17 protein-coding genes and 1 riboswitch are annotated in these 19,423 nt (G+C 70.2%); of the genes, 8 read left to right on the plus strand and 9 right to left on the minus strand.

What is annotated here, in order from left to right; genetic code table 11:
* The first annotated feature begins 104 nt into the window (after nucleotides 1-104).
* The 3 genes from moaA to OU416_RS29715 all read left to right on the plus strand — a co-directional run bounded on the left by moaA (nucleotide 105) and on the right by OU416_RS29715 (nucleotide 2,792).
* On the plus strand, nucleotides 105-1,163 hold the full coding sequence (gene moaA / locus OU416_RS29705; RefSeq protein WP_372907191.1) for a GTP 3',8-cyclase MoaA: 1,059 nt from the start codon (nucleotides 105-107) through the stop codon (nucleotides 1,161-1,163).
* Between the two features lie 4 nt (nucleotides 1,164-1,167).
* Entirely contained in the window at nucleotides 1,168-1,446 is a 279-nt protein-coding gene (locus tag OU416_RS29710) for a MoaD/ThiS family protein (protein WP_270930348.1), read from the plus strand.
* A gap of 573 nt (nucleotides 1,447-2,019) precedes the next feature.
* Nucleotides 2,020-2,164: riboswitch (cyclic di-AMP (ydaO/yuaA leader) on the plus strand.
* Between the two features lies 1 nt (nucleotide 2,165).
* Entirely contained in the window at nucleotides 2,166-2,792 is a 627-nt protein-coding gene (locus OU416_RS29715) for a transglycosylase family protein (RefSeq protein WP_270930349.1), read from the plus strand.
* A 412-nt stretch (nucleotides 2,793-3,204) separates the two neighbouring features.
* On the opposite strand, the gene OU416_RS29720 is transcribed toward OU416_RS29715, so the two are convergent.
* Entirely contained in the window at nucleotides 3,205-4,029 is an 825-nt protein-coding gene (locus OU416_RS29720; protein WP_270930350.1) for an SDR family NAD(P)-dependent oxidoreductase, read from the minus strand.
* Between the two features lie 110 nt (nucleotides 4,030-4,139).
* Between OU416_RS29720 and OU416_RS29725 the strand changes: the two genes are divergently transcribed.
* Nucleotides 4,140-4,742: a TetR/AcrR family transcriptional regulator gene (locus OU416_RS29725; RefSeq protein ID WP_270930351.1), complete on the plus strand. Its 603-nt coding sequence runs from the start codon at nucleotides 4,140-4,142 to the stop codon at nucleotides 4,740-4,742.
* Here OU416_RS29725 and OU416_RS29730 read toward each other — a convergent pair.
* The 4 genes from OU416_RS29730 to OU416_RS29745 all read right to left on the minus strand — a co-directional run bounded on the left by OU416_RS29730 (nucleotide 4,729) and on the right by OU416_RS29745 (nucleotide 8,163).
* A complete protein-coding gene (locus tag OU416_RS29730; protein WP_270930352.1) occupies nucleotides 4,729-5,643 on the minus strand; it encodes a molybdenum cofactor biosynthesis protein MoaE in 915 nt (304 codons plus the stop codon). The two genes, OU416_RS29725 and OU416_RS29730, sit on opposite strands and share 14 nt — an antisense overlap.
* Nucleotides 5,644-5,662: 19 nt before the next feature.
* A complete protein-coding gene (gene moaC / locus OU416_RS29735; protein ID WP_270930353.1) occupies nucleotides 5,663-6,142 on the minus strand; it encodes a cyclic pyranopterin monophosphate synthase MoaC in 480 nt (159 codons plus the stop codon).
* Between the two features lie 167 nt (nucleotides 6,143-6,309).
* A complete protein-coding gene (locus OU416_RS29740; RefSeq protein WP_270930354.1) occupies nucleotides 6,310-7,764 on the minus strand; it encodes an NAD-dependent malic enzyme in 1,455 nt (484 codons plus the stop codon).
* 213 nt (nucleotides 7,765-7,977) lie between these two features.
* The gene (locus tag OU416_RS29745; protein WP_093158309.1) at nucleotides 7,978-8,163 is read right to left on the minus strand and encodes a hypothetical protein; all 186 of its coding nucleotides are present in this window, start codon (nucleotides 8,161-8,163) and stop codon (nucleotides 7,978-7,980) included.
* A 356-nt stretch (nucleotides 8,164-8,519) separates the two neighbouring features.
* Here OU416_RS29745 and OU416_RS29750 point away from each other — a divergent pair, with 356 nt between their 5' ends.
* Nucleotides 8,520-10,778 carry a helicase-associated domain-containing protein gene (locus OU416_RS29750; RefSeq protein ID WP_270930426.1) on the plus strand — a complete coding sequence of 753 codons (2,259 nt, stop codon included), beginning with the start codon at nucleotides 8,520-8,522 and terminating at the stop codon, nucleotides 10,776-10,778.
* 321 nt (nucleotides 10,779-11,099) lie between these two features.
* Here the strand turns inward: OU416_RS29750 and OU416_RS29755 are convergent, their stop codons facing one another.
* From OU416_RS29755 to OU416_RS29770, 4 genes are read right to left on the minus strand one after another with little or no spacing between them, the layout of a single operon-like run.
* A complete protein-coding gene (locus tag OU416_RS29755) occupies nucleotides 11,100-11,699 on the minus strand; it encodes a GTP-binding protein (RefSeq protein WP_270930355.1) in 600 nt (199 codons plus the stop codon).
* A complete protein-coding gene (locus OU416_RS29760) occupies nucleotides 11,680-12,423 on the minus strand; it encodes a DUF742 domain-containing protein (RefSeq protein ID WP_270930356.1) in 744 nt (247 codons plus the stop codon). Before OU416_RS29760 ends, OU416_RS29755 begins: the two co-directional genes overlap by 20 nt.
* Before the next feature lie 32 nt (nucleotides 12,424-12,455).
* A complete protein-coding gene (locus OU416_RS29765; protein ID WP_175548002.1) occupies nucleotides 12,456-12,863 on the minus strand; it encodes a roadblock/LC7 domain-containing protein in 408 nt (135 codons plus the stop codon).
* A gap of 20 nt (nucleotides 12,864-12,883) precedes the next feature.
* Nucleotides 12,884-16,030: a sensor histidine kinase gene (locus OU416_RS29770; RefSeq protein WP_270930357.1), complete on the minus strand. Its 3,147-nt coding sequence runs from the start codon at nucleotides 16,028-16,030 to the stop codon at nucleotides 12,884-12,886.
* A 604-nt stretch (nucleotides 16,031-16,634) separates the two neighbouring features.
* Here OU416_RS29770 and OU416_RS29775 point away from each other — a divergent pair.
* From OU416_RS29775 to OU416_RS29785, 3 genes are all read left to right on the plus strand, one after another.
* Nucleotides 16,635-17,642: an ABC transporter substrate-binding protein gene (locus OU416_RS29775; RefSeq protein WP_270930358.1), complete on the plus strand. Its 1,008-nt coding sequence runs from the start codon at nucleotides 16,635-16,637 to the stop codon at nucleotides 17,640-17,642.
* 208 nt (nucleotides 17,643-17,850) lie between these two features.
* The gene (locus OU416_RS29780; RefSeq protein WP_270930359.1) at nucleotides 17,851-18,618 is read left to right on the plus strand and encodes an ABC transporter permease; all 768 of its coding nucleotides are present in this window, start codon (nucleotides 17,851-17,853) and stop codon (nucleotides 18,616-18,618) included.
* On the plus strand, nucleotides 18,615-19,409 hold the full coding sequence (locus OU416_RS29785; protein WP_270930360.1) for an ABC transporter permease: 795 nt from the start codon (nucleotides 18,615-18,617) through the stop codon (nucleotides 19,407-19,409). Before OU416_RS29780 ends, OU416_RS29785 begins: the two co-directional genes overlap by 4 nt.
* Nucleotides 19,410-19,423 lie beyond the last annotated feature (14 nt).

The raw sequence follows: 19,423 nt of genomic DNA on the forward strand, positions 1-19,423 counted from the left end.
GTTCCTCCGAGCCGGAATCCCGCCGCGTCGAAGGCATTCGGCTGTTTCGCACAAATGCCTTCCCGAGTTCGAAATTCGTCGGTGCGGCGCGTTAGGGTCGTGGGGTGACCGCGGTGGAGCTGGGAATCCCGTTCGTGCGCCGCACGATGGACACGTCCGAACGACCGGACACCCCGCAGCTGGTGGACCGATTCGGCCGGATCGCCACCGATCTGCGCGTGTCCCTCATCGACAAGTGCAACCTGCGCTGCACCTACTGCATGCCCGCCGAGGGCCTGCCGTGGCTCAAGCGCGCGGAGCTGCTCGACACCGCCGAGATGAACCGGCTGATCCGCATCGCCGTCGAGGAGCTCGGGGTGACCGCGGTGCGCTTCACCGGCGGCGAACCGCTGCTGCGGCAGGACCTGGTGGAGGTCATCGCCGCCACCGCCGCGCTGCCCAGCCGCCCGAAGACCTCGCTGACCACCAACGGGATCAACCTCGGCGAGCACGCCGAGGCCCTGGTCGAGGCCGGGCTGAACCGGGTCAACGTCTCGCTGGACACCCTCGACCGCGCGGTGTTCAAGGAGCTCACCAGGCGCGACCGGCTCGACGACGTGCTCACCGGGCTGGCCGCGGCCAAGCGGATGCGGCTGGACCCGGTCAAGGTCAACGCGGTGCTGATGCGCGGGATCAACGAGCACGAGGCCGGTGACCTGCTGCGCTACTGCATCGAGCACGGCTACCAGCTGCGGTTCATCGAGCAGATGCCGCTGGACGCGCAGCACGGGTGGGACCGCTCGCAGATGATCACCGCGGAGGAGATCCTGGACCGGCTCAGCGCCGAGTTCGACCTCAGCCCGGACGTCGCCGAGCGCGGCTCGGCGCCCGCGGAGCGCTGGCTGGTCGACGGCGGGCCGGCCACCGTGGGCGTGATCGCATCGGTCACCCGGCCGTTCTGCGCCGCCTGCGACCGGACCCGGCTCACCGCGGACGGCCAGCTGCGCTCCTGCCTGTTCTCCACGACGGAGACGGACCTGCGCGGGCCGATGCGCGCCGGGGCCGACGATGCGGAGCTGATCCGGTTGTGGCAGGGCGAGATGTGGGCGAAAGCCGCTGGGCACGGCATGGACTCGGGCGAGTTCGCGCAGCCGTCCCGGCCGATGAGCGCTATCGGAGGTTGAGCCGATGACGACCCTGCCCGAGCAGGTCGAGACCGCGGTGCAGGTGCGCTACTTCGCGGGCGCGCGCGCCGCTGCCGGGGTCCCGGAGGAGACGGTGCGGCTGGCCGGTCCGGCGACCGTCTCGGACGTCATCGCGGCGGTCCTGGAGCTGCACGGCGACGGGCTGTCGAAGGTGCTGCCCGCCTGCAGCTTCCTGCTCGACGGCGTGGCCGTCCGGGACCGGCTCGCCGAGGTGCCCGCGCAGGCCACTCTCGACGTGCTGCCGCCGTTCGCCGGCGGCTGAACCGCGGCCGATCGGACACCTTGTTTACTGCGCACGCGTGCGGGCGCGCGCGTGCGCGAATACAACATTGCCCGGCGTGTCGTACATGCCCTTTCAGGTGACGTTTCAGCATCATCGCCGACGCTGTCGATCTTGCTCTCGGAGCTCCGTCCTTCGACAGCCTTAAGGGAGCCTGATCCAGCGACGCTGATCGCTACCCTCCGCACCGATGCGAACCTTGTTCGTGATCGGTTTCGCACGCTCGCGCACGCCCACCGGAGCCGGAACACCACCCCTCCGGGTGGCGCGAACGCGTGCGACGGAGGTTGCCGGAGAGGAGCAATGTGGTGACCCACGCCTCACCGACGGTGATCGATCTCGACAAGGAAACGACTTGATAACAACGCTCTGATCAGCAAAAAGAGCTCGGATCGGAGCACCCGTCCCACTTGTTACGTGACCAGCGTCACATGCGAGAAGATTTGGGATCTCCCCGCCGGTTACGTAGTGTCGCTCCTCGGTCGGCCCCGAACCGATCAGCAAGAGCGGGAAGCCCGCAGCGCCGAACCCTGTCCGGCGGGCTTCCGACCCCCGAAACGAGAAACACCGGACAGGGGCGGGGGACCCAATCCCGGGCTCCCCGAAGCCCTAGGGGTGAAGCCGGTTCCCCCGAGCCGGCCGGGCTGCCTCTCAGCCCGAACCCGACAGCTGACCTCGCAGGCGCGGCAGGAGAGAGGAACATGGCTCGCTACAAGGGCAAGCACCGCAAGCCTTCCAATACCAGCCGCACCGTTGCCCGAGTCGCCGTCGCCGGCGCGGTGGTCGCGTCCCCGATCGCGATCGCCCCGATGGCCAACGCGGCCGACTGGGACACCCTCGCGCAGTGCGAGAGCAGCGGTAACTGGAGCATCAACACCGGCAACGGCTACTACGGCGGACTGCAGTTCAGCCAGTCCACCTGGGCCGCCTTCGGTGGTACCCAGTACGCCAGCAGCGCCCACCAGGCGACCCGCGAGCAGCAGATCGCGGTGGCGGAGAAGGTCCTCGCCGCGCAGGGCGCCAACGCCTGGCCGGGCTGCACCGCGAAGACCAACTGGGCCAGCGGCAGCACCAAGACGAGCACCAAGGTGACCCAGAAGAAGGTCACCGCCAAGACCCAGACCAAGACCCAGACGCAGCAGACGACGACCCCGAAGAAGACCACGGTGAAGACCGGTGGCGGGGACTACACCGTCCAGCTGGGCGACACGCTGAGCAAGATCGGTCAGCAGTTCGGCGTCAGCTACCAGCAGATCGCCGAGCGCAACTCGGACGTCATCAGCGACCCGAACCTGATCTTCCCGGGCCAGCAGCTCGACATCAAGTGATCTGGTCGGCCGGCTGAGCCGGCCGGCGAGGAGTACGTGTCGTACCCCCCGACACGGCACGTGCTCCGCCTTTCTCGGAACCCCCACCGCACGCCCCCAGCGGTGGGGGTTCCGTCATGTTGTGGATTGATTCCAGTGGTCGTCTTGCATGGCGGTGCGGGTGGCGGAACCTCAGCGCCCGCCTGGACTCCGGGATCCCGGACTGATGTATGACCAATACACGGCGCTCGGGCTGTCTCGCCCAGGGAGTACCCCAGGGGTACGGGCACCGTGAACCCGCGGCGGTGCCAGCTGCGAGGGTGGGCTATGCGCCTGCGGCGCATGCGACACCTTGAGTTCGGTGCCGGGCACGCGCCGCGGTCACCGCGCACGGCTGTGCACAGGTCGTTTTCCTTCCCCGTCGCACCGGCGGTCACTCGGCTTTCCGGCTGAGGTGTTCCCACTTCGCCAGTTCCGCGGTGTAGGCGCGGTTCATCTCGTCGACCATGTCGTAGGCCGCGGAGCCGAGGATCAGGTGCTTCGGGGGTTCGGGCATGTTCACCACCTCCACGACCACTTCGGCCGCTCGCTTCGGGTCGAAGTCCTCCGACTCGGTCCACATGCTCTGGAGCCACTCGCGCAGCGGGCCGTAGGCCTCGTGCCCCTGGGCCATCGTCAGGCCTCGGGTGAACAGGTCGGTCCGGTAGCCGCCCGGCCCGAGGATCGTCACCTTGATGCCGAAGCGCTCCACCTCCATCGCCAGCGCCGCGCTCATCGAGTCGAGCGCCGCCTTGCCAGCGCCGTAGATGCCGGTCGACGCGAAACCGCCGACCGAACCCATCGAGGAGACCTGGAGGATGTGCCCGGAGCCCTGCTCGCGCAGGTGCGGCACGACCGCCTGGCTCACCCAGAGCGCCCCGAAGAAGTTGGTGTCCAGGTGCGTCCGGACCTGTTCCTCGGTGAGCTCTTCGAGCATGCCGAGGATCGCTCCCCCGGCGTTGTTGACCACCACGTCGAGCCGCCCGAACGCGGTCACCGCCTCCTCGACGCCGGCGAAGACCGCCGCGCGGTCAGACACGTCCAGCGAGAACGCGACCAGGCGGCCGCCGCTGGCCGCGACCAGCTCGTCCAGCGGCGCGACGTCCCTGGCCACGCCGACGACCTGGTCGCCCGCGGCCAGCGCCGCTTCGGTGAAGGCCCGGCCCAGGCCGCGGGCGGCGCCGGTGATGAACCAGGTGCGGGGTGAACTGGTGCGCATGATCTTCTCCCATCCGAGACGATACGGTCCGTCTCGTTGATGGGATGAGCATGCACCGCGCGTGGCGCCGTGTCAAGACGGAACGTCTCGTTTTGGGTTAAGGTGTGCCCATGGCCCAGGAGAAGCGCCCCAGCACCACCCGGCGCAGCGAGCGGTCCCGGACGGCGATCCTGACCGCGGCGCGCGAACTCGTCAGCGAAGTCGGCTACGCCAAGCTGACGATCGAGGCGATCGCCGCCCGCGCCGGCGTCGGCAAGCAGACGATCTACCGCTGGTGGCCCTCGAAGGGCGCGGTGGTGTTCGACTCGATCCTGTCGCTGAGCGAGGGCGCCGACGACGGCGAGATCGCGCTGCCCGACACCGGCGACCTGGAGGCGGACCTCAAGACGGTGCTGCGCGCGACGGTGGCCGAGTTCGCCGACGCCGAGTTCGAAGCGCCGATCCGGGCGCTGCACACCGAGATCATCGGCGATCCGGAGCTCGCGGCCGCCTACCGCGAGAAGATGGAAGCGCCGATGCGCGAGGCGAAGAAGCGGCGCTTGCGCAGCGCCCAGGACGCGGGCCAGCTCAGCGCGGACGCCGACCTGGACCTGGTCCTGGACTTCCTCTACTCGCCGCTGACCCAGCGCTGGCTGACGCGCTCCGGCCCGCTCGACGAAGCCTTCGCCGACGCCCTGGTCGACGCCACCCTCCGCGCGTTCAGGGGCAGTTGACCCACTCTTCGGCGCCGTCGTCGAAGACCTGGCGCTTCCAGATCGGCAGCCGCCGCTTGACCTCGTCCACCAGCTCCGAGCAGGCCGCGAAGGCCTGCTTGCGGTGCTCGGCCGCCACCGCGCAGCCCAGCGCGACGTCACCGATCTTGAGCAGGCCGATGCGGTGCGAGACGGCGAGCGCGCGCACGCCGTCGAAGCGGGCCGCGATGTCCTGGGCGACCTCGGCGATCACCTCGGCCGCGCTGGGGTGGCCGGTGTACTCCAGCTCCTGCACGCCGCGGCCGCCGTCGTGGTCGCGCACCACGCCGCCGAAGGTCACCACCGCGCCCGCCGCGCGGTGCTCGACCGAGCGGGCCAGCTCGTCGACGTCGATCACCTGCTCGGTCACGTCGGCCCGCAGGACCTCCGCCGCCGCTCGGGCCGGTGCCGCGTGGTCACCGCCGTGCAGCTGGTCGACGGCGTGCTCCAGCACTCCGTCCAGCACACCCAGGCCGTCCTTGACGCCACCGCGAGAGCCCGGCAGGTTCACGATCAGCGTCCGCCCGGCGACACCGGCCAGGCCGCGGGACAGCACCGCGGTCGGCACCTGCGGCAGCCCGGCGGAGCGGATCGCCTCGGCCAGCCCGGGGATCGGGTAGTCCAGCACCGCCGCGGTGACCTCCGGCGTGCGGTCGCTCGGGTTGATCCCGGTGCCGCCGGTGGTGATCACGACGTCCGCGCCGTCGGCGACCGCGCGGCGCAGCTCCTCGCCCACCGGGTCGCCGTCGGGCACCACGACGGGCTCGGGCACCTCGTACCCGCGGCCGCGCAGCCACTCGACGATCACCGGCCCGGTGCGGTCCGGGTACACCCCGGCCGCGGCCCGGTTGGACGCGGCGATCACCCGTGCCGTCCTCGTCATGGAGACCTCCTGTGTGCGGTCAGGACTCGCGGGTCCAGGTGCCGGTCTTGCCGCCCTCTTTGCGCTCCACCCGGATCTCGTCGAGAGTCGCCGACGGGTCGACCGCCTTGATCATGTCGTGCAGCGCGAGGCCCGCGACCGCGACCGCGGTCAGCGCCTCCATCTCCACCCCGGTGCGGTCGGTGGTCTTGACCGTCGCGGTGATCCGGACCTCCGCCTCGCCCGGCTCCAGCTCGACCTTGGCGCCGGAGATGGCGATCGGGTGGCACAGCGGGATCAGGTCCGGTGTCCGCTTGGCCGCCATGATGCCCGCGATGCGGGCGGTGGCGATCGCGTCGCCCTTCGGCAGGTCGTCCCGGCGCAGCAGGGCGATCACCTCAGCCGTCGTCCGCACCACCCCGGTGGCGACGGCCCGGCGGGCGGTGGCCTCCTTCGCGGACACGTCCACCATCCGGGCAGCACCGCTCTCATCGACGTGCGTGAGCTCTCCCTGCGCCATGCCCCGAAGCCTAGTTCACCCGAAAACCCACCCCGAAAGCACGAAGGGCACCCTCCACCAACCAACTCGGCGAAAGGTGCCCTTCACCCCTCCCACGTACGGGGTGCGCGCCCCGGTGAAGGGCACCTTCAGGCAACTTACTTGCTAAAGGGTGCCCTTCACCGGGGTCAGAAGTCGATGTCCTCGGCCATGCTCCAGGGGAGGGAGGAGCCGCCTTCCTGGGAGGGTTCGCCGGACTTGGCCGCCAGGGCGGCCTTCTTGACCGCGTCGGCGACCGCCGGGGAGACGGCGGAGTCGAAGACGCTCGGGACGATGAACGAGGCGTTGAGGCGCTCGCCGTCGACCACGTCGGCGATCGCGTTGGAGGCCGCGATCATCATGTCGTCGGTGATCTGGTGGGCGTGCGCGTCGAGGAGGCCGCGGAAGACGCCCGGGAACGCCAGCACGTTGTTGATCTGGTTCGGGTAGTCGCTGCGGCCGGTCGCCACGATCTTGGCGTGCTTCTGCGCCTCGAGCGGGTCGATCTCCGGGTCCGGGTTGGCCAGCGCGAAGACGATCGAGTCGGTGTTCATCGTCGACACGTCGTCGGCGGTCAGCAGGTTCGGCGCCGAGACGCCGATGAACACGTCCGCGCCGCGCACCGCGTCGGAGAGCGCGCCGGTGCGGCCGTCCTTGTTGGTGCCCGCGGCGATGGACCGCAGGTTCGGGTCGGTGTCGCCGCGCCCGGTGTGCACGATGCCGTCGATGTCCACCGCGATGATGTCGGCGGGCTTCTTGTGCTGCAGCAGGCGGATGATCGCCGAGCCCGCCGCGCCCACGCCGCACACCACGATGCGGCAGTCGGCGATGTCCTTGTCCACCACGCGCAGGGCGTTGCGCAGCGCGGCGAGCACGACGATCGCGGTGCCGTGCTGGTCGTCGTGGAAGACCGGGATGTTCAGCTTCTCGCGCAGCCGCGCCTCGATCTCGAAGCAGCGCGGGGCCGCGATGTCCTCGAGGTTGATGCCGCCGTAGACCGGGGCGATCAGCTCGACCGCGCGGATGATCTCCTCGGTGTCCTGGGTGTCCAGGCACACCGGCCAGGCGTTGACGCCGGCGAACTTCTTGAACAGCGCCGCCTTGCCCTCCATCACCGGCAGCGCGGCCTCCGGCCCGATGTTGCCCAGGCCGAGCACGGCCGAACCGTCGGTGACCACCGCGACCGCGTTGCGCTTCACGGTCAGGCGGCGGGCGTCCTCCGGGTTCTCCGCGATGGCGGTGCACACCCGCGCGACGCCCGGCGTGTAGGCGCGGGACAGGTCGTCTCGGTTGTTCAGCGCGACCCGGGAGTTGACCTCGATCTTGCCGCCGAGGTGGATCAGGAACGTGCGGTCCGAGATCTTGCGGATCCGGACGCCGGGCAGCGCGTCGAGGACCTCGGCGAGGTCGTTGGCGTGGTCGGCGGACCGCGCGTTGCAGGTGATGTCGACGACGATGCGATCGGCGTGCGACTCGACGACGTCGAACGCCGTGATGACGCCGCCCGCGCGACCGATCGCGCTGGTCAGATCGCCCGCTGCGGTCGTCGACGGCGGAGCCTCGACGCGCACGGTGATCGAATAACCCGGACCTGGAACCGGCATGGCACACCCCTGTCGAGCGGTACGGCTATGGACTTTGTCGGGCGCCGTTCTCCGGCGGCCCGCCGACCGCCGGAGTGGATCGCTCATCCGGGATGCAAGCCCACCGGGCCTGCTGAACGACCAGAACTTCACCCAGCACGAAAAATCCTAAAACTTTCCCGAGTGTGAGCGACGTCCGGCCGGTTACTGCTGAGTTGCCCTTGACAACCCGGATTACTTGTTGATGCGCGTGACCGGGTGGACGTAGGGCACGACGTCCTGGTCGAGCGGGAAGGTGGTGCTGCCGAACGGCGACTCCGCACCCTGCTTGTCGGCCCAGAACTCGCTCACCGCGTGCTCTCCGTCGGTGACCTGCGGCCACGTCGGGTCGATGCGGTCCTTGTTGGTCTTGCCGGCCACGTCGTCCTCCTGTGCATTCCGGCTAACGGTGCAGGTCCAGTTTGCCGGATGTGGTGGTCAACCTCATCCAAGGGTGTGCATGCCCATAGTCCGGCGGACCTCCTCAGCTGCTCCAAGACCTGTTTTTGATCTTCGAAGCGGCGCAGCCGCTTAGCCCACCCCCGCAACTCGCACCGCTGCGGGTTCTCAGCGGCCGCCTGGCGAGGACAGCCCGTTCGCCGTGTATCGGACATACATAAGAACGGGCTCCCGGAGTCCAGGCGGCCGCTGAGGTTCCGCCACCCGCACCGCCACGCAGAACGAGTTCGCCAGTGCAATTTCAAGGGCTCGAAACCCGGCTGGCGCTGGGTATCGTGGTGGGGATGTCTTCGCTTGCGGATTGGCTGCGGGAACGCGGCGACGAGACCCTCGTGGCGCTGCTGCGCGCTCGCCCGGACCTCGCGACGCCGCCGCCCGCCGACACCTCGGTGCTGGCCACGCGCGTCGGGGTGCGCTCGTCGGTGGCGCGGGCCTGCGAAGACCTGGACGCCTTCGCCCTCTCCACGCTCGAAGCGCTGGTGCTGCTCGACGCCGACCTCGAGCCGGTGCCGCTGGAAGCGGTCGCCGGGATGCTGGGCGGCGACATCACCCCGCAGCAGGCGCGGCGGGCCGTCGAGCGGCTGCGCCGCTTGGCGCTGGCGTGGGGCGATGACGACGAGCTGGCCATCTCGTCCGCGGCGCGCGAGGTGCTGCCCACCTTCCCGGCCGGGCTCGGCCGCCTGGCCGAGAACCTGACCGAGGACGCCGCGAAGGCCGCGCTGGCCGATCTCGACGAGGAGGAGCGGCGGCTGATCGGCAAGCTCGCCGCAGGCTCGCCGGTCGGCCGGACCAAGGACGCCGCCAAGCAGGTCGCGCTCGCGCAGGCGACGAACCCGGTGCAGCGCCTGCTGGCCAAGGGCCTGCTGCTGCGCCGCGACGCCGAGACCGTCGAACTGCCCCGGCAGCTCGCGCTCGCCGTGCGCGGGGAGCACCCGATGGGCGAGGTCGAGCCGGACGAGCCGATCCCGGACCTGACCGGATCCGACCGGTCGGCGGTGGACAGCACCGGCGGCGGCGAGGTGCTCGAACTGCTGCGGCACGTCGAGAACCTGCTCAACGCCTGGGGCGAGGAGCCGCCGGACGTGCTGCGCTCCGGCGGCGTCGGAGTGCGCGAGCTGCGCCGCACCGCCAAGGCCATCGACGTCGACGAGGAGCGGCTCGGGCTGCTGGTGGAGCTCGCCGTCGCGGCCAACCTCATCGCCAACAGCGAAGCCGCCGAACCGCAGTGGGTGCCCACCTACCAGTCCGACACCTGGCTGGCCTCCCCGCCCGAGCAGCGCTGGGCCGCGCTCGCGCAGGCCTGGCTCGACCTGCCGCGGCTGCCCGGCCTGATCGGCGCCCGCGACGAGAAGGACCGGCTGCTCGGCCCGCTGTCCGAAGACCTCCGCCGCCCGCTCGCCCCGAAGGACCGCCGCCGCGTCCTCGACTACCTGGACGAGCTGCCCGGCGGTCACGGCGCCCGGCCCGACGACGTCGCCGCCGTGCTCGCCTGGCGGGCCCCGCGCCGCGGCGGCCGACTGCGCGACGACCTGGTGCGCTGGATCCTCGCCGAGGCGACCGCGCTCGGCATCGTCGCGCTGCACGCGCTGACCAGCGCCGGACGCGTGCTGCTCGCCGACGGCGCGGCCGGCGCCGCTCGCCTGCTCGCCGACGCGCTGCCCGAACCGCTGGACCACGTGCTCGTGCAGGCCGACCTGACGGTGGTCGCGCCGGGGCGGCTCGAAGCGGACCTGGCCATCGAGATGAAGCTCGTCGCCGACGTCGAATCCGCGGGCAGCGCAACGGTCTACCGGATCAGCGACGCCAGCGTCCGCCGCGCCCTCGACGCGGGCCACACCGCCGACGACCTGCACGCGCTGTTCCGCACCCGCTCGCGAACGCCGATCCCGCAGGCCCTGACCTACCTGATCGACGACGTCGCCCGCCGCCACGGCCGCCTCCGCGCGGGCACCGCGGCGGCCTTCCTGCGCTGCGACGATCCGCTGCTGCTGGCCGAGATCATGGCCAAACCGGCGAGCGAGGAGCTCGAACTCCGCCGCATCGCGCCCACCGTCCTGATCAGCCCGCTACCGCTGGCCGACGTGGTGGAAACCCTGCGGGCGGCCGGATTCACGCCGGTGGCCGAAGGCCCCGACGGCAACGTGCTGGACCTCCGGGAGAGCGGCCGCCGGGTGCGCGGCAAGAGCCGCCCGGCAGCGCCGGCGGCGATCGCGCGCCCGAACGCGGAGCAGCTGGCGGAGCTCGTGGCGCAGCTGCGCGCGGGAGACCGCGCAGGGGCGGCGCGGCGCGGCAGCGCCGTGAGCCCCGAGCGGGGACGGCCGAGCGCGGAAGCGACGCTGCAGCTGCTGCGCGACGCGGCGCGGCAGCGCCGGAGCGTGTGGCTGGGCTTCGTGGACACGCGCGGCGTGCGCAGCGAGCGCGTGGTCCGCCCGGTCAGCGTCGGCGGCGGAGTGCTCCAAGGAGTGGACACCACGAGCGAAGAGCTCGGCCACTACCCGCTCCACCGCATCATGACCGTCGCCGTCGTCGAGGACTGACAGCGAAACCACCGCCACCACCGTCAGCGCGGTGCCGAGCGTCGACGATTTCGTTTGAAATTGGCGGCCTCGCCACCGCAGGCGACGTCGAGACCGCAGCCAATTTCATACGAAATCGCTACCCACCCGACGCAACCACCTACCGCTTCGAACCCGACGCAACCAGAGCCCGACCGGCCCCACAACCTCGCCAAGCCCACCCGGTATCACCGCCGCCCCCAAGGCGGCCCGTCAATTTCGTACGAAATTGACGTCCACCCGGGTGACGGTCAATTTCGTACGAAATTGACACCCCGCCCGCCCGACCGGCGGCCGCTCGACCTACTGGGCCGTGGTGGCCATGCGCTGGCGCATGGCGTGGGTGACCAGGGCGATCAGCGCTTGCTTGGTGCTCTCGCGGTTGCGCGCGTCGACGCTGATCATCGGCACCGCCGGGTCGATGGTCAGCGCCTCCCGGACGTCCTCCATGCGGTGGTGCATGACGCCGTCGAAGGTGTTCACCGCGACCACGTACGGCAGGCCGCGGTCGTCGAAGAAGTCGATCGAGGCGAAGGCGTCCGCCAGGCGGCGGGTGTCGACCAGCACCACCGCGCCGATCGCGCCCTTCACCAGGTCGTCCCACATGAACCAGAACCGGTGCTGGCCCGGGGTGCCGAACAGGTAGAGGATCAGCTCCGAGTCCAGCGAGACGCGGCCGAAGTCCATCGCCACCGTGGTGGTGACCTTGCCCGGCGTGGCGCTGAGGTCGTCGACCCCGACGCTGGCCTCGGTCATCACCGCTTCGGTGGTCAGCGGCACGATTTCCGAGACCGAACCGACGAAAGTCGTCTTCCCGACGCCGAACCCGCCGGCGACCACGATCTTCGTCGAGGTCTTCCGGCCGCCCGGCGTCGTGCGGGGATCAGAGCCTGCGAAGCCCACTGAGCACCCTCTCCAAGAACTCCATGGACGGCCGATCGCCGACGACCAGACCGCTGTCGTGAATCAGGACCAGGCCGGTGTCGGCCATGTCGCCGATCAGCACGCGCACCACGCCCAGGGGCAGGCGCAGGTGCGCGGCGACCTCGGCGACGGAACGGGCTTCCAGGCACAGCTCTGAGATCGAGCGGTGCTCCGACCTGGACTGGGCCGCCTGGGTGCGGCCGCGTTCGCTGGTGGTGACCAGCGTTTCGATAGCAAGATCATAATCGGTGCGCGTCCGCCCCCTGGTGCGGGCGTAGGGCCGCACCAGCGAGCCGCTGTCGAGCCCGTCGTCCTCCGGCCCGTCGATGCTCGGGATGGCCGGCATCGATCCCGAGATCGACGGCATGGACTGCGAAATCGGCGCCATCGGCTGCGAGATCGACGGCATCGACTGGGAAATCGGGGACATCGACTGCGAGATCGACGGCATGGACACCGAAGGCGGGCCGCTGCCGTCGGCCGGGCGCGGCCGGGCCGGCACCTCCGCGGACGAGTCGTAGCCGGAGCCGAACAGGTCGGCACCCGGCCCGCCGAACAGCGCCCGGTCGTAGCCGCCGAGCGATTCGGAGTTCTGGCCGGACGCGTCGTCCACGAAGTCGTCCTGCCAGGACTCCGCGCTCAGCCTCTTGTTGTAGAGGCGGAACAGGTCACCGTCCCAGCTGGGCTCGGAACCGGTGGTCATGGCGAGCTCCCCTCAGCGTTCTCCAGCCGGAGTCACCGGCGGCCCATGCCCTGCAGCTGCGCGCGCAGTTCCGGCGTGAGCTGCCGGCCGACCCGCTCCACGAGCAGGGTCATCTCGTAGGCGACCAGCCCGATGTCGGCGTTGGGCGCGGCGAGCACCGCCAGGCAGGAACCGTCGCTGATGGACATCAGGAACAGGTAGCCCTGCTCCATCTCGACCACGGTCTGGGTGACCTCGCCCGCTTCGAAGCAGCGCGCGGCGCCCTGCGTGAGGCTGACCAGACCGGACGCGACCGCGGAAAGCTGCTCGGCGCGGTCCCGCGGCAATCCTTGTGATCCGGCGAGCAGCAGGCCGTCCGCGGACACGACCACCGAGTGCGCCACGCCGGGAACCCGACGCACGAAGTCGGTGATCAGCCAACTGAAGCTGTTGCTGCTCATCGGTTGCTGCACGGACCCGTTCACTCCTGCTCCTCGGGACGGCTCGGATTCGAGCGGGGTTCGGTGGAAACCGGTTCGGCCTTGGAGTGCCTACCCCGTTTGACACCCTGCTGGAAGTTGGCCATCCGGCCGCGCACGGCGTCCGCCGAGCGCGGGGCGGCTGGCTTGCGGCGCGGAGCCTGCGTCGAGCGCGGGGTGACCGAGCCCGGCAGCAGGTTCGTCTTGGGCACCCGCTTGGGCAGCCCGGCCGCGGTGGTCTCCTGGACCTCCGGCGATTGCAGCAGCGCTTCGGCCGCCTTCCAGCCGTCGTCGCCACCACCCCAGCCCGGGTCGGGCACGGTGGTGCGCGGGACCTCCGCGACGGGCTCGGGCACCGGTTCGGCGATCGGCTCGGCCACCGGGGACGGCGCGGGCGGCGTCGGCTTGGCCTCGGCGCCCAGCGGCGAGTCGTCCCCGTCGGATTCGCGGAACCACTGCGAGAGCACGGCTTCGTAGATCGGCAGTCGTTGCGTCGGCGCGTCGTCCATGTCCCAGGAGTCCCCCTTCGGCTCGTCGTCGGCGAACGCCGGCGACGGGCCAGGGGTGCCCTGGACCGGGCTCCCTTCTCGAGCGAAGGTGTCCGGGAACGCGTCGTGCCGGGTTCCGTTGTCGGCGGCGCGCTCCGGATCGACCGCTGCCGGGATCGCCCCGTTCAGCGCGCTGCCGTTGTGCGCCGGTTCGGCCGGCTCTGCCGGGAACTCCGACGGGGTGAACTTGGCGGTCTTCTCCGCCTCGAACGGGCTGTGGAACAGGTCGGCCGGGGTCTCGGGGACTCCGCACTGACCGTCCGGGAGCTCGTCGCTCGGCCACTCCTCGGCGCGGACGTCGTCGGCCGCGGGCGCCCGTTCATCCTCCCACTGGGGGACGTCGGTGGCCCCGAACGAATCGCCGGAGGACAGCGTCACCGAGTACTGGGTCGACAGTTCGGTGTCGAGCTCCTCCGGTTCCGGCTCCGGCTCCGGGGTGAACGCGGTCGGCTGGTCCAGGCTGAGCTGCGGCAGCGGGGCGCGCTCGGTGGGCTGGTCGACGGGCCGGTCGGAGCGACCGCCGAACGCGGCGGCCAGCCCGAGGTGGGTGCCGGTCTCGCCGAGCGAGTCGCGGCGCTCGTCGCCCCGGCCGCCGCGCGGCACGTCGGGCATCGGCATCGGACCGTCCGGGGTGATCTGCACCACGAACTCGCCGGAGAGCCGGACCGTGGCGGTCGCGCCGCCCTCCAGGCCGTCGTTGTTCTGCAGCTCGACGCGGATGTCGTGGCGGCGGGACAGCTGGCCGACCACGAACAGGCCCATCCGGCGGGAGACGGCGACGTCGATCTCCGGCGGCCGGGTGAGCCGCTCGTTGATGTCGTCGATCTCCTCGGCGTCGATGCCCACGCCGCGGTCGCGGATCTCGATGACGAGTTCCTGCCTGCGGTAGGCGGCGCGGACGGTGACCTCGGTGTCCGGGTTGGAGAACACCGTGGCGTTCTCCAGCAGCTCGGCGACCAGGTGCACGAAGTCGTTGACCACGCGGCCCTGGATGGCCAGGTCCAGCGTGTCCACCACGGCGATCCGGGCGTACTGCTCGACCTCGGACACCGCGGCGCCGAGGACCTCGTTGAGCGGCACCGGGCGCATCATCCGGCGGGTGAGGTCGGTGCCGCCGAGGATCAGCAGGTTCTCGTTGTTCCGCCGCATGCGGGTGGCCAGGTGGTCCAGCTCGAACAGGCTGCTCAGCTGGTCCGGGTCCTGCTCGTCCTGCTCCAGCCGGTCGATCAGCGACAGCTGCCGCTGCACCAGGGTCTGGCTGCGGCGGGCGAGGTTGACGAACAGGTCGTTGATGTTGTTCCGCAGCAGCGCCTGCTCGGAGGCCAGTCGCAGCGCCTGCTGGTTGACCGTGTCGAAGGTGCGGGCGACCTGCCCGATCTCCTCGCTGGTGTGCACCGGGACCGGCGGCACGGTGACCTGGCTGGCGGTGCTCGGGTTCTCGTTCACCCGGCTGATCGCGTCCGGCAGGCTCTGCTGCGCGATCTCCAGCGCGCTGTAGCGCAGGGTGCGCAGCGGGCGCAGCATCGAGCGGGCGATGTACGCCGCGACGCCGAAGGCGACGATCAGCAGCAGCGCCAGCAGCGCGGAGTCGCGGATCAGCGCCCACCAGGCGGAGTCGGCCAGCCCGGTGGCGTCCTCGTGGAAGTCGGCCAGCACCGATTCCTCGACCGAGCGCACCAGGTCGGTCCGCTCGCCGGCGGCGCCGCCCCACTCCTGCGCCTGGACGCCCAGCGAGGCGGCCTGGTCGCGTTCCGCGGTGATCAGCGCGGTCTGCTCGATCTGCTCGGTGGTGTCGACCGCGGCACCGGCGACGCGGGCCGCGTAGAGGGCCTGCTGCTCGGGGTTCGCGGAGTTGAGGAACTCGCTGTAAGCGGCCTCGAACCGGGCGTCGGCGGCGCGCATCGCCTCGGTCTGGCCGGTGAGGAACCGGTCGCGCAGCGCGGCGCTGAGCAGGATCGAGCGCTGCTGGGCGAGCTGCTCCTTGGCCCGGCCGAGCGCTTCCGAGGCCCGTGCGGTCTGGCTGACCTGCGTGTTCACCGCGGCCGTGGCGACCGTGCGGTTGATCTGCAGCAGGTTGTCGACGACCGAGTTGTAGACGACCAGCGTCTGCGGGCTGGTGAAGTTGGCGTTGATGGTGCCGCGCAGCGCGCCGAGGCTGCTGACGCGGTGCATCGCGCTCTCGTACGAGTCGCGAACTTCTGGCGAGAATTCGCCAACACGACCCTCGAAACCGGTCAGCTTCGTGACGGCCTCGTCGACCTTCCGGCTCTGCGCCGCGTAGTCCTCGGAGGCCTTCGGGCCACCAGCGGTGCCCTTGACGGTCGTGAACACGACCGCGAAGTCGCGCTCGCGCTGGAGCTCGTGGGTGAGGTCGGCGGCCTGCTGGGCGAGCTCGACCTGCTCGACGATGGTGCTCAGCCGGGTCTGGGTGGTCAGGCCGTCGTAGACGCGGATGCCACCGACAGCCAGTGCGGCCAGCGTCGGCACGAGCAGGACGGCGGCCATCTTGTACCGGAGGCGCCAGTTGCGCAGCCACCACTTCTTGGTGCGGGTGGCTCCCGGGGGCGCATCGGCTCCGGTGTCGGGGTCGTTGTTGAGCATCCCTGTTTCCTGCGCTGCGGCGGACATGTGCGTCACCGCCACGGACGGCTACCTCTCCGCACCGCGACAGTGTTGATCATCGTGCTGGGAGTGCGCCCGCGAACCGGCGTCGCCACGCCGGGAACCCACGAGCGGGCCGCCGATTCCCCGGCTCGCGCCGAGCACCCGCAGACCCTGACTCTGTCAGCCGGGCTTGCCATCACACTCCCTGGTCACAACGTGCATCCCCCGAAGCAAGAGGCCAGTCACCTCGACGGGCGAGACTATACTTAACTGGGCGTCACAAGTCAGGCCCCCAACGCAGGCGTTCATCACACGGTCGAGTGGTATGAACAACATTTGGGCCAATAGTGTGACAACGAGCTAGTTACAGCTGGTTGTGGGCGTTTAGTGAAAGTTCTACAGTTCGGGTGCCCCGCCACCGCCACCGCACCGCCGGGGGCGCGCCGACTGCTCCTCACCCGCACCTGAGCAGCCGGTGATCATCGGTGCACGCCAACCGGACACAGCGCATCCAGGGGCATGCATGCGCTCGGTCGTCGTGCACCGGACAACCCGGCGCGGTTCTCGCACCATGTCGCACCCCGTATCCGAGGAGGAACACATGAGCCCCGTCCACCGCGCCCTCCCCCGCAGGAGCCTGCTGAAACTCGCAGGCGGAGCCGTCACCGCCGGTGCGCTGCTGGGTACGAGCGGCTGCGGACTCCTCGGCGGGTCGCAAGGGGACAGTGGTGGGAACGACCTGGTCGAGAAGCAGAACCTGCGGATCGGCGCGCTGCCGATCAACGACCTGGCGCCGCTGCACCTGGCCGTGAAGAACGGCTACTTCCAGGAGGTCGGCCTCAACGTCGAGATCGTCAACGCCAACGACGGCAGCGCGGCCCTGGCCAGCACCATCGGCGGTGACTACGACATCACCTACAGCAGCTACGTGCCGTTCTTCACCGCTCAGGCCAGCGGCACCGCCCCGCTGCGGATCGTCGCCGACTGCGCTTCGGCCACGCCGAACAGCACGGTGATCATGACCTCGCCGAAGACCAACATCCGCAAGCCGCAGGACCTGACGGACAAGAAGATCGCCATCAGCGGCCCGGGCACCATCACCGAGCTGCTGGTCAAGGCCACTCTGGACGCCCACGGCGTGGACTTCAGCAAAGCTGAGCTCACCCCGGTGCCGTTCATGAACATGCCCGCCGCGCTGGACCAGGGCCGCGTAGACGCCGCGATCGTCACCGAGCCCTTCCTCACCATGGCCGCCCGCAACGGCGCGATCCCGGTGGTCGACACCGCCACCGGCCCGCTGGAGGACCTGCCGCTGACCGGCTACGGCGCGACCGCGAAGTTCGTCGACGAGCACCCCAAGACCGTCGCCGCGTTCCAGAAGGTGATGGACCGCGCGGTCGCCGAGGCGCAGGACCGCAGCAAGATCGAGCCGCTGCTGCCGGAGTTCGCGAAGATCGACAAGGAGACGGCGGCGATCATCACGCTGCTGAAGTTCAACTCCCACGCCGACGCGACCCGCCTGCAGCGCGTGCCGCGCCTGATGAAGCAGTTCGGCTTCATCAACACCGACATCAACGTCGAAGAGATGATCGTCACCCCCAAGGCGTGAGCTGACGTGCGGTGAGTGCGGAATCGCGCAGCGCGATTCCGCACTCCCGACCGCACCAGTTCTCCTGGGGTTTCCCGGGAATTGGCACCGCGTTGCCATTTGCCGTTCAAGGTCCGCCCCGAGGGCCGCACCTCCCACCACGAATGCTGCAATTCGCGCACACCGACGAAAATCGCCGGGCGCACCACCACAGAGCTGATATCGGGAAATGACGAAAACACTCCGGGGACTCCTCGGGCTGCTGGGCTTCCTGCTCGTCTGGGAAGCCTTCAGCTGGTCCGGAACCGTTCCCCAGCAATACTTTCCGCCACCGTCCACAGTGCTCCTGCAACTCGTCGAGCTGCTCGGCGACCGGGACTTCCTGCTCGACGTGATCGCCAGCGTGCTGGCCTGGGCGATCTCGCTGGGCATCGCCATCGCCATCGCCGTCCCGGCCGGACTGCTGCTGGGCAGCGTCCGCAGCATCCGGGTGGCCACCCGCTCGATCATCGAGTTCCTCCGCCCGATCCCGTCGGTGGCGCTGATCCCGCTGGCGATCGTGCTGGTCGGCGCGGGTCCGGAGACCAAGATCACGCTCGCGGTGTACGCCGCGGTGTGGCCGATCCTGTTCAACACCATCTACGCGCTGGACGAGATCGACCCGGTCATGGTCGACACCGCCCGCTCCTTCGGGCTCGGCCGCGGTCGCGTGATGTTCACCGTGGCGCTGCCCAACGCGGCGCCGTTCGTGCTCACCGGCATCCGGATGTCCGCCGCGGTGGCGCTGATCCTGGTGGTCAGCACCGAGTTCCTGGCGGGCGGCAGCAGCGGGCTGGGCAACTTCGTGCTCGACGCCAGCTCCGGCGCGGGCCGGATGGACCTGGTCATGGCGGGCACGCTGGTCGCGGGCATCATCGGCTACCTGATCAACGAGGCGCTGGAACTGCTGCACAAGCGCGGCCTCCGGTGGAGCACAGTGGATCGGGAGGCAGCATGAGCAAGCTGCAGGGATTTTTGCGCCAGTGGCTGGTGTTCATCGTCGCGGTGGTGCTGTGGGAACTGGCGACGCGGTTCGCGCAGAACCCGTTCTTCCCGCCGCCGACGCAGATCCTGGAAGCCGCGGGCCAGAAGTGGTTCAGCGGACCGGCGTCCTCGCTGTTCCTGACCGACGAGGTCTTCACCGACCTGCTCGCCAGCCTCGGCCGGGTGTTCGCCGGCTGGCTGATCGCGGTGGTCGTCGGCGTCGGGCTGGGCACGCTGCTCGGCCGCTCCCGCACCGGCATGGACTACTTCGGACCGCTGATGGCGTTCATGCGCGCCATCCCGCCGCCGGTGCTGGTCCCGGTGTTCCTGGTGCTGCTGGGCATCGGCCCGGAAATGCAGATCACCGTGATCGTCTTCGGCGTGATGTGGCCGATCCTGCTCAACACGGTGGACGGCGTGCGCTCGGTCGACCAGGTCAAGGTGGACACCGCCCGGTCGTTCCGCATCCCGCGCTCGCACTGGGTGTTCGGCGTGGTGCTGCCCGCCGCGACCCCGAAGATCTTCGCCGGGCTGCGGGTGAGCCTCTCGCTGGCGCTGGTGCTGATGGTCGTCTCGGAGCTGGTCGGCTCCACCAACGGCATCGGCTACCGGCTGATCTTCGACCAGCGGGCGTTCGACCTGCCCGCCATGTGGGCGGGCATCGTCCTGCTGGGCGTGCTCGGATACCTGCTGAACACCCTGCTGCTCGCGGTGGAGCGCCGCGCGCTGAGCTGGCAACCGTCGGCGAACGTAGTCGGAGGCTGAATCGTGAAGACCGA

It is taken from the genome of Saccharopolyspora indica, assembly GCF_027853965.1.
Taxonomy (GTDB): Bacteria; Actinomycetota; Actinomycetes; order Mycobacteriales; family Pseudonocardiaceae; genus Saccharopolyspora; species Saccharopolyspora indica.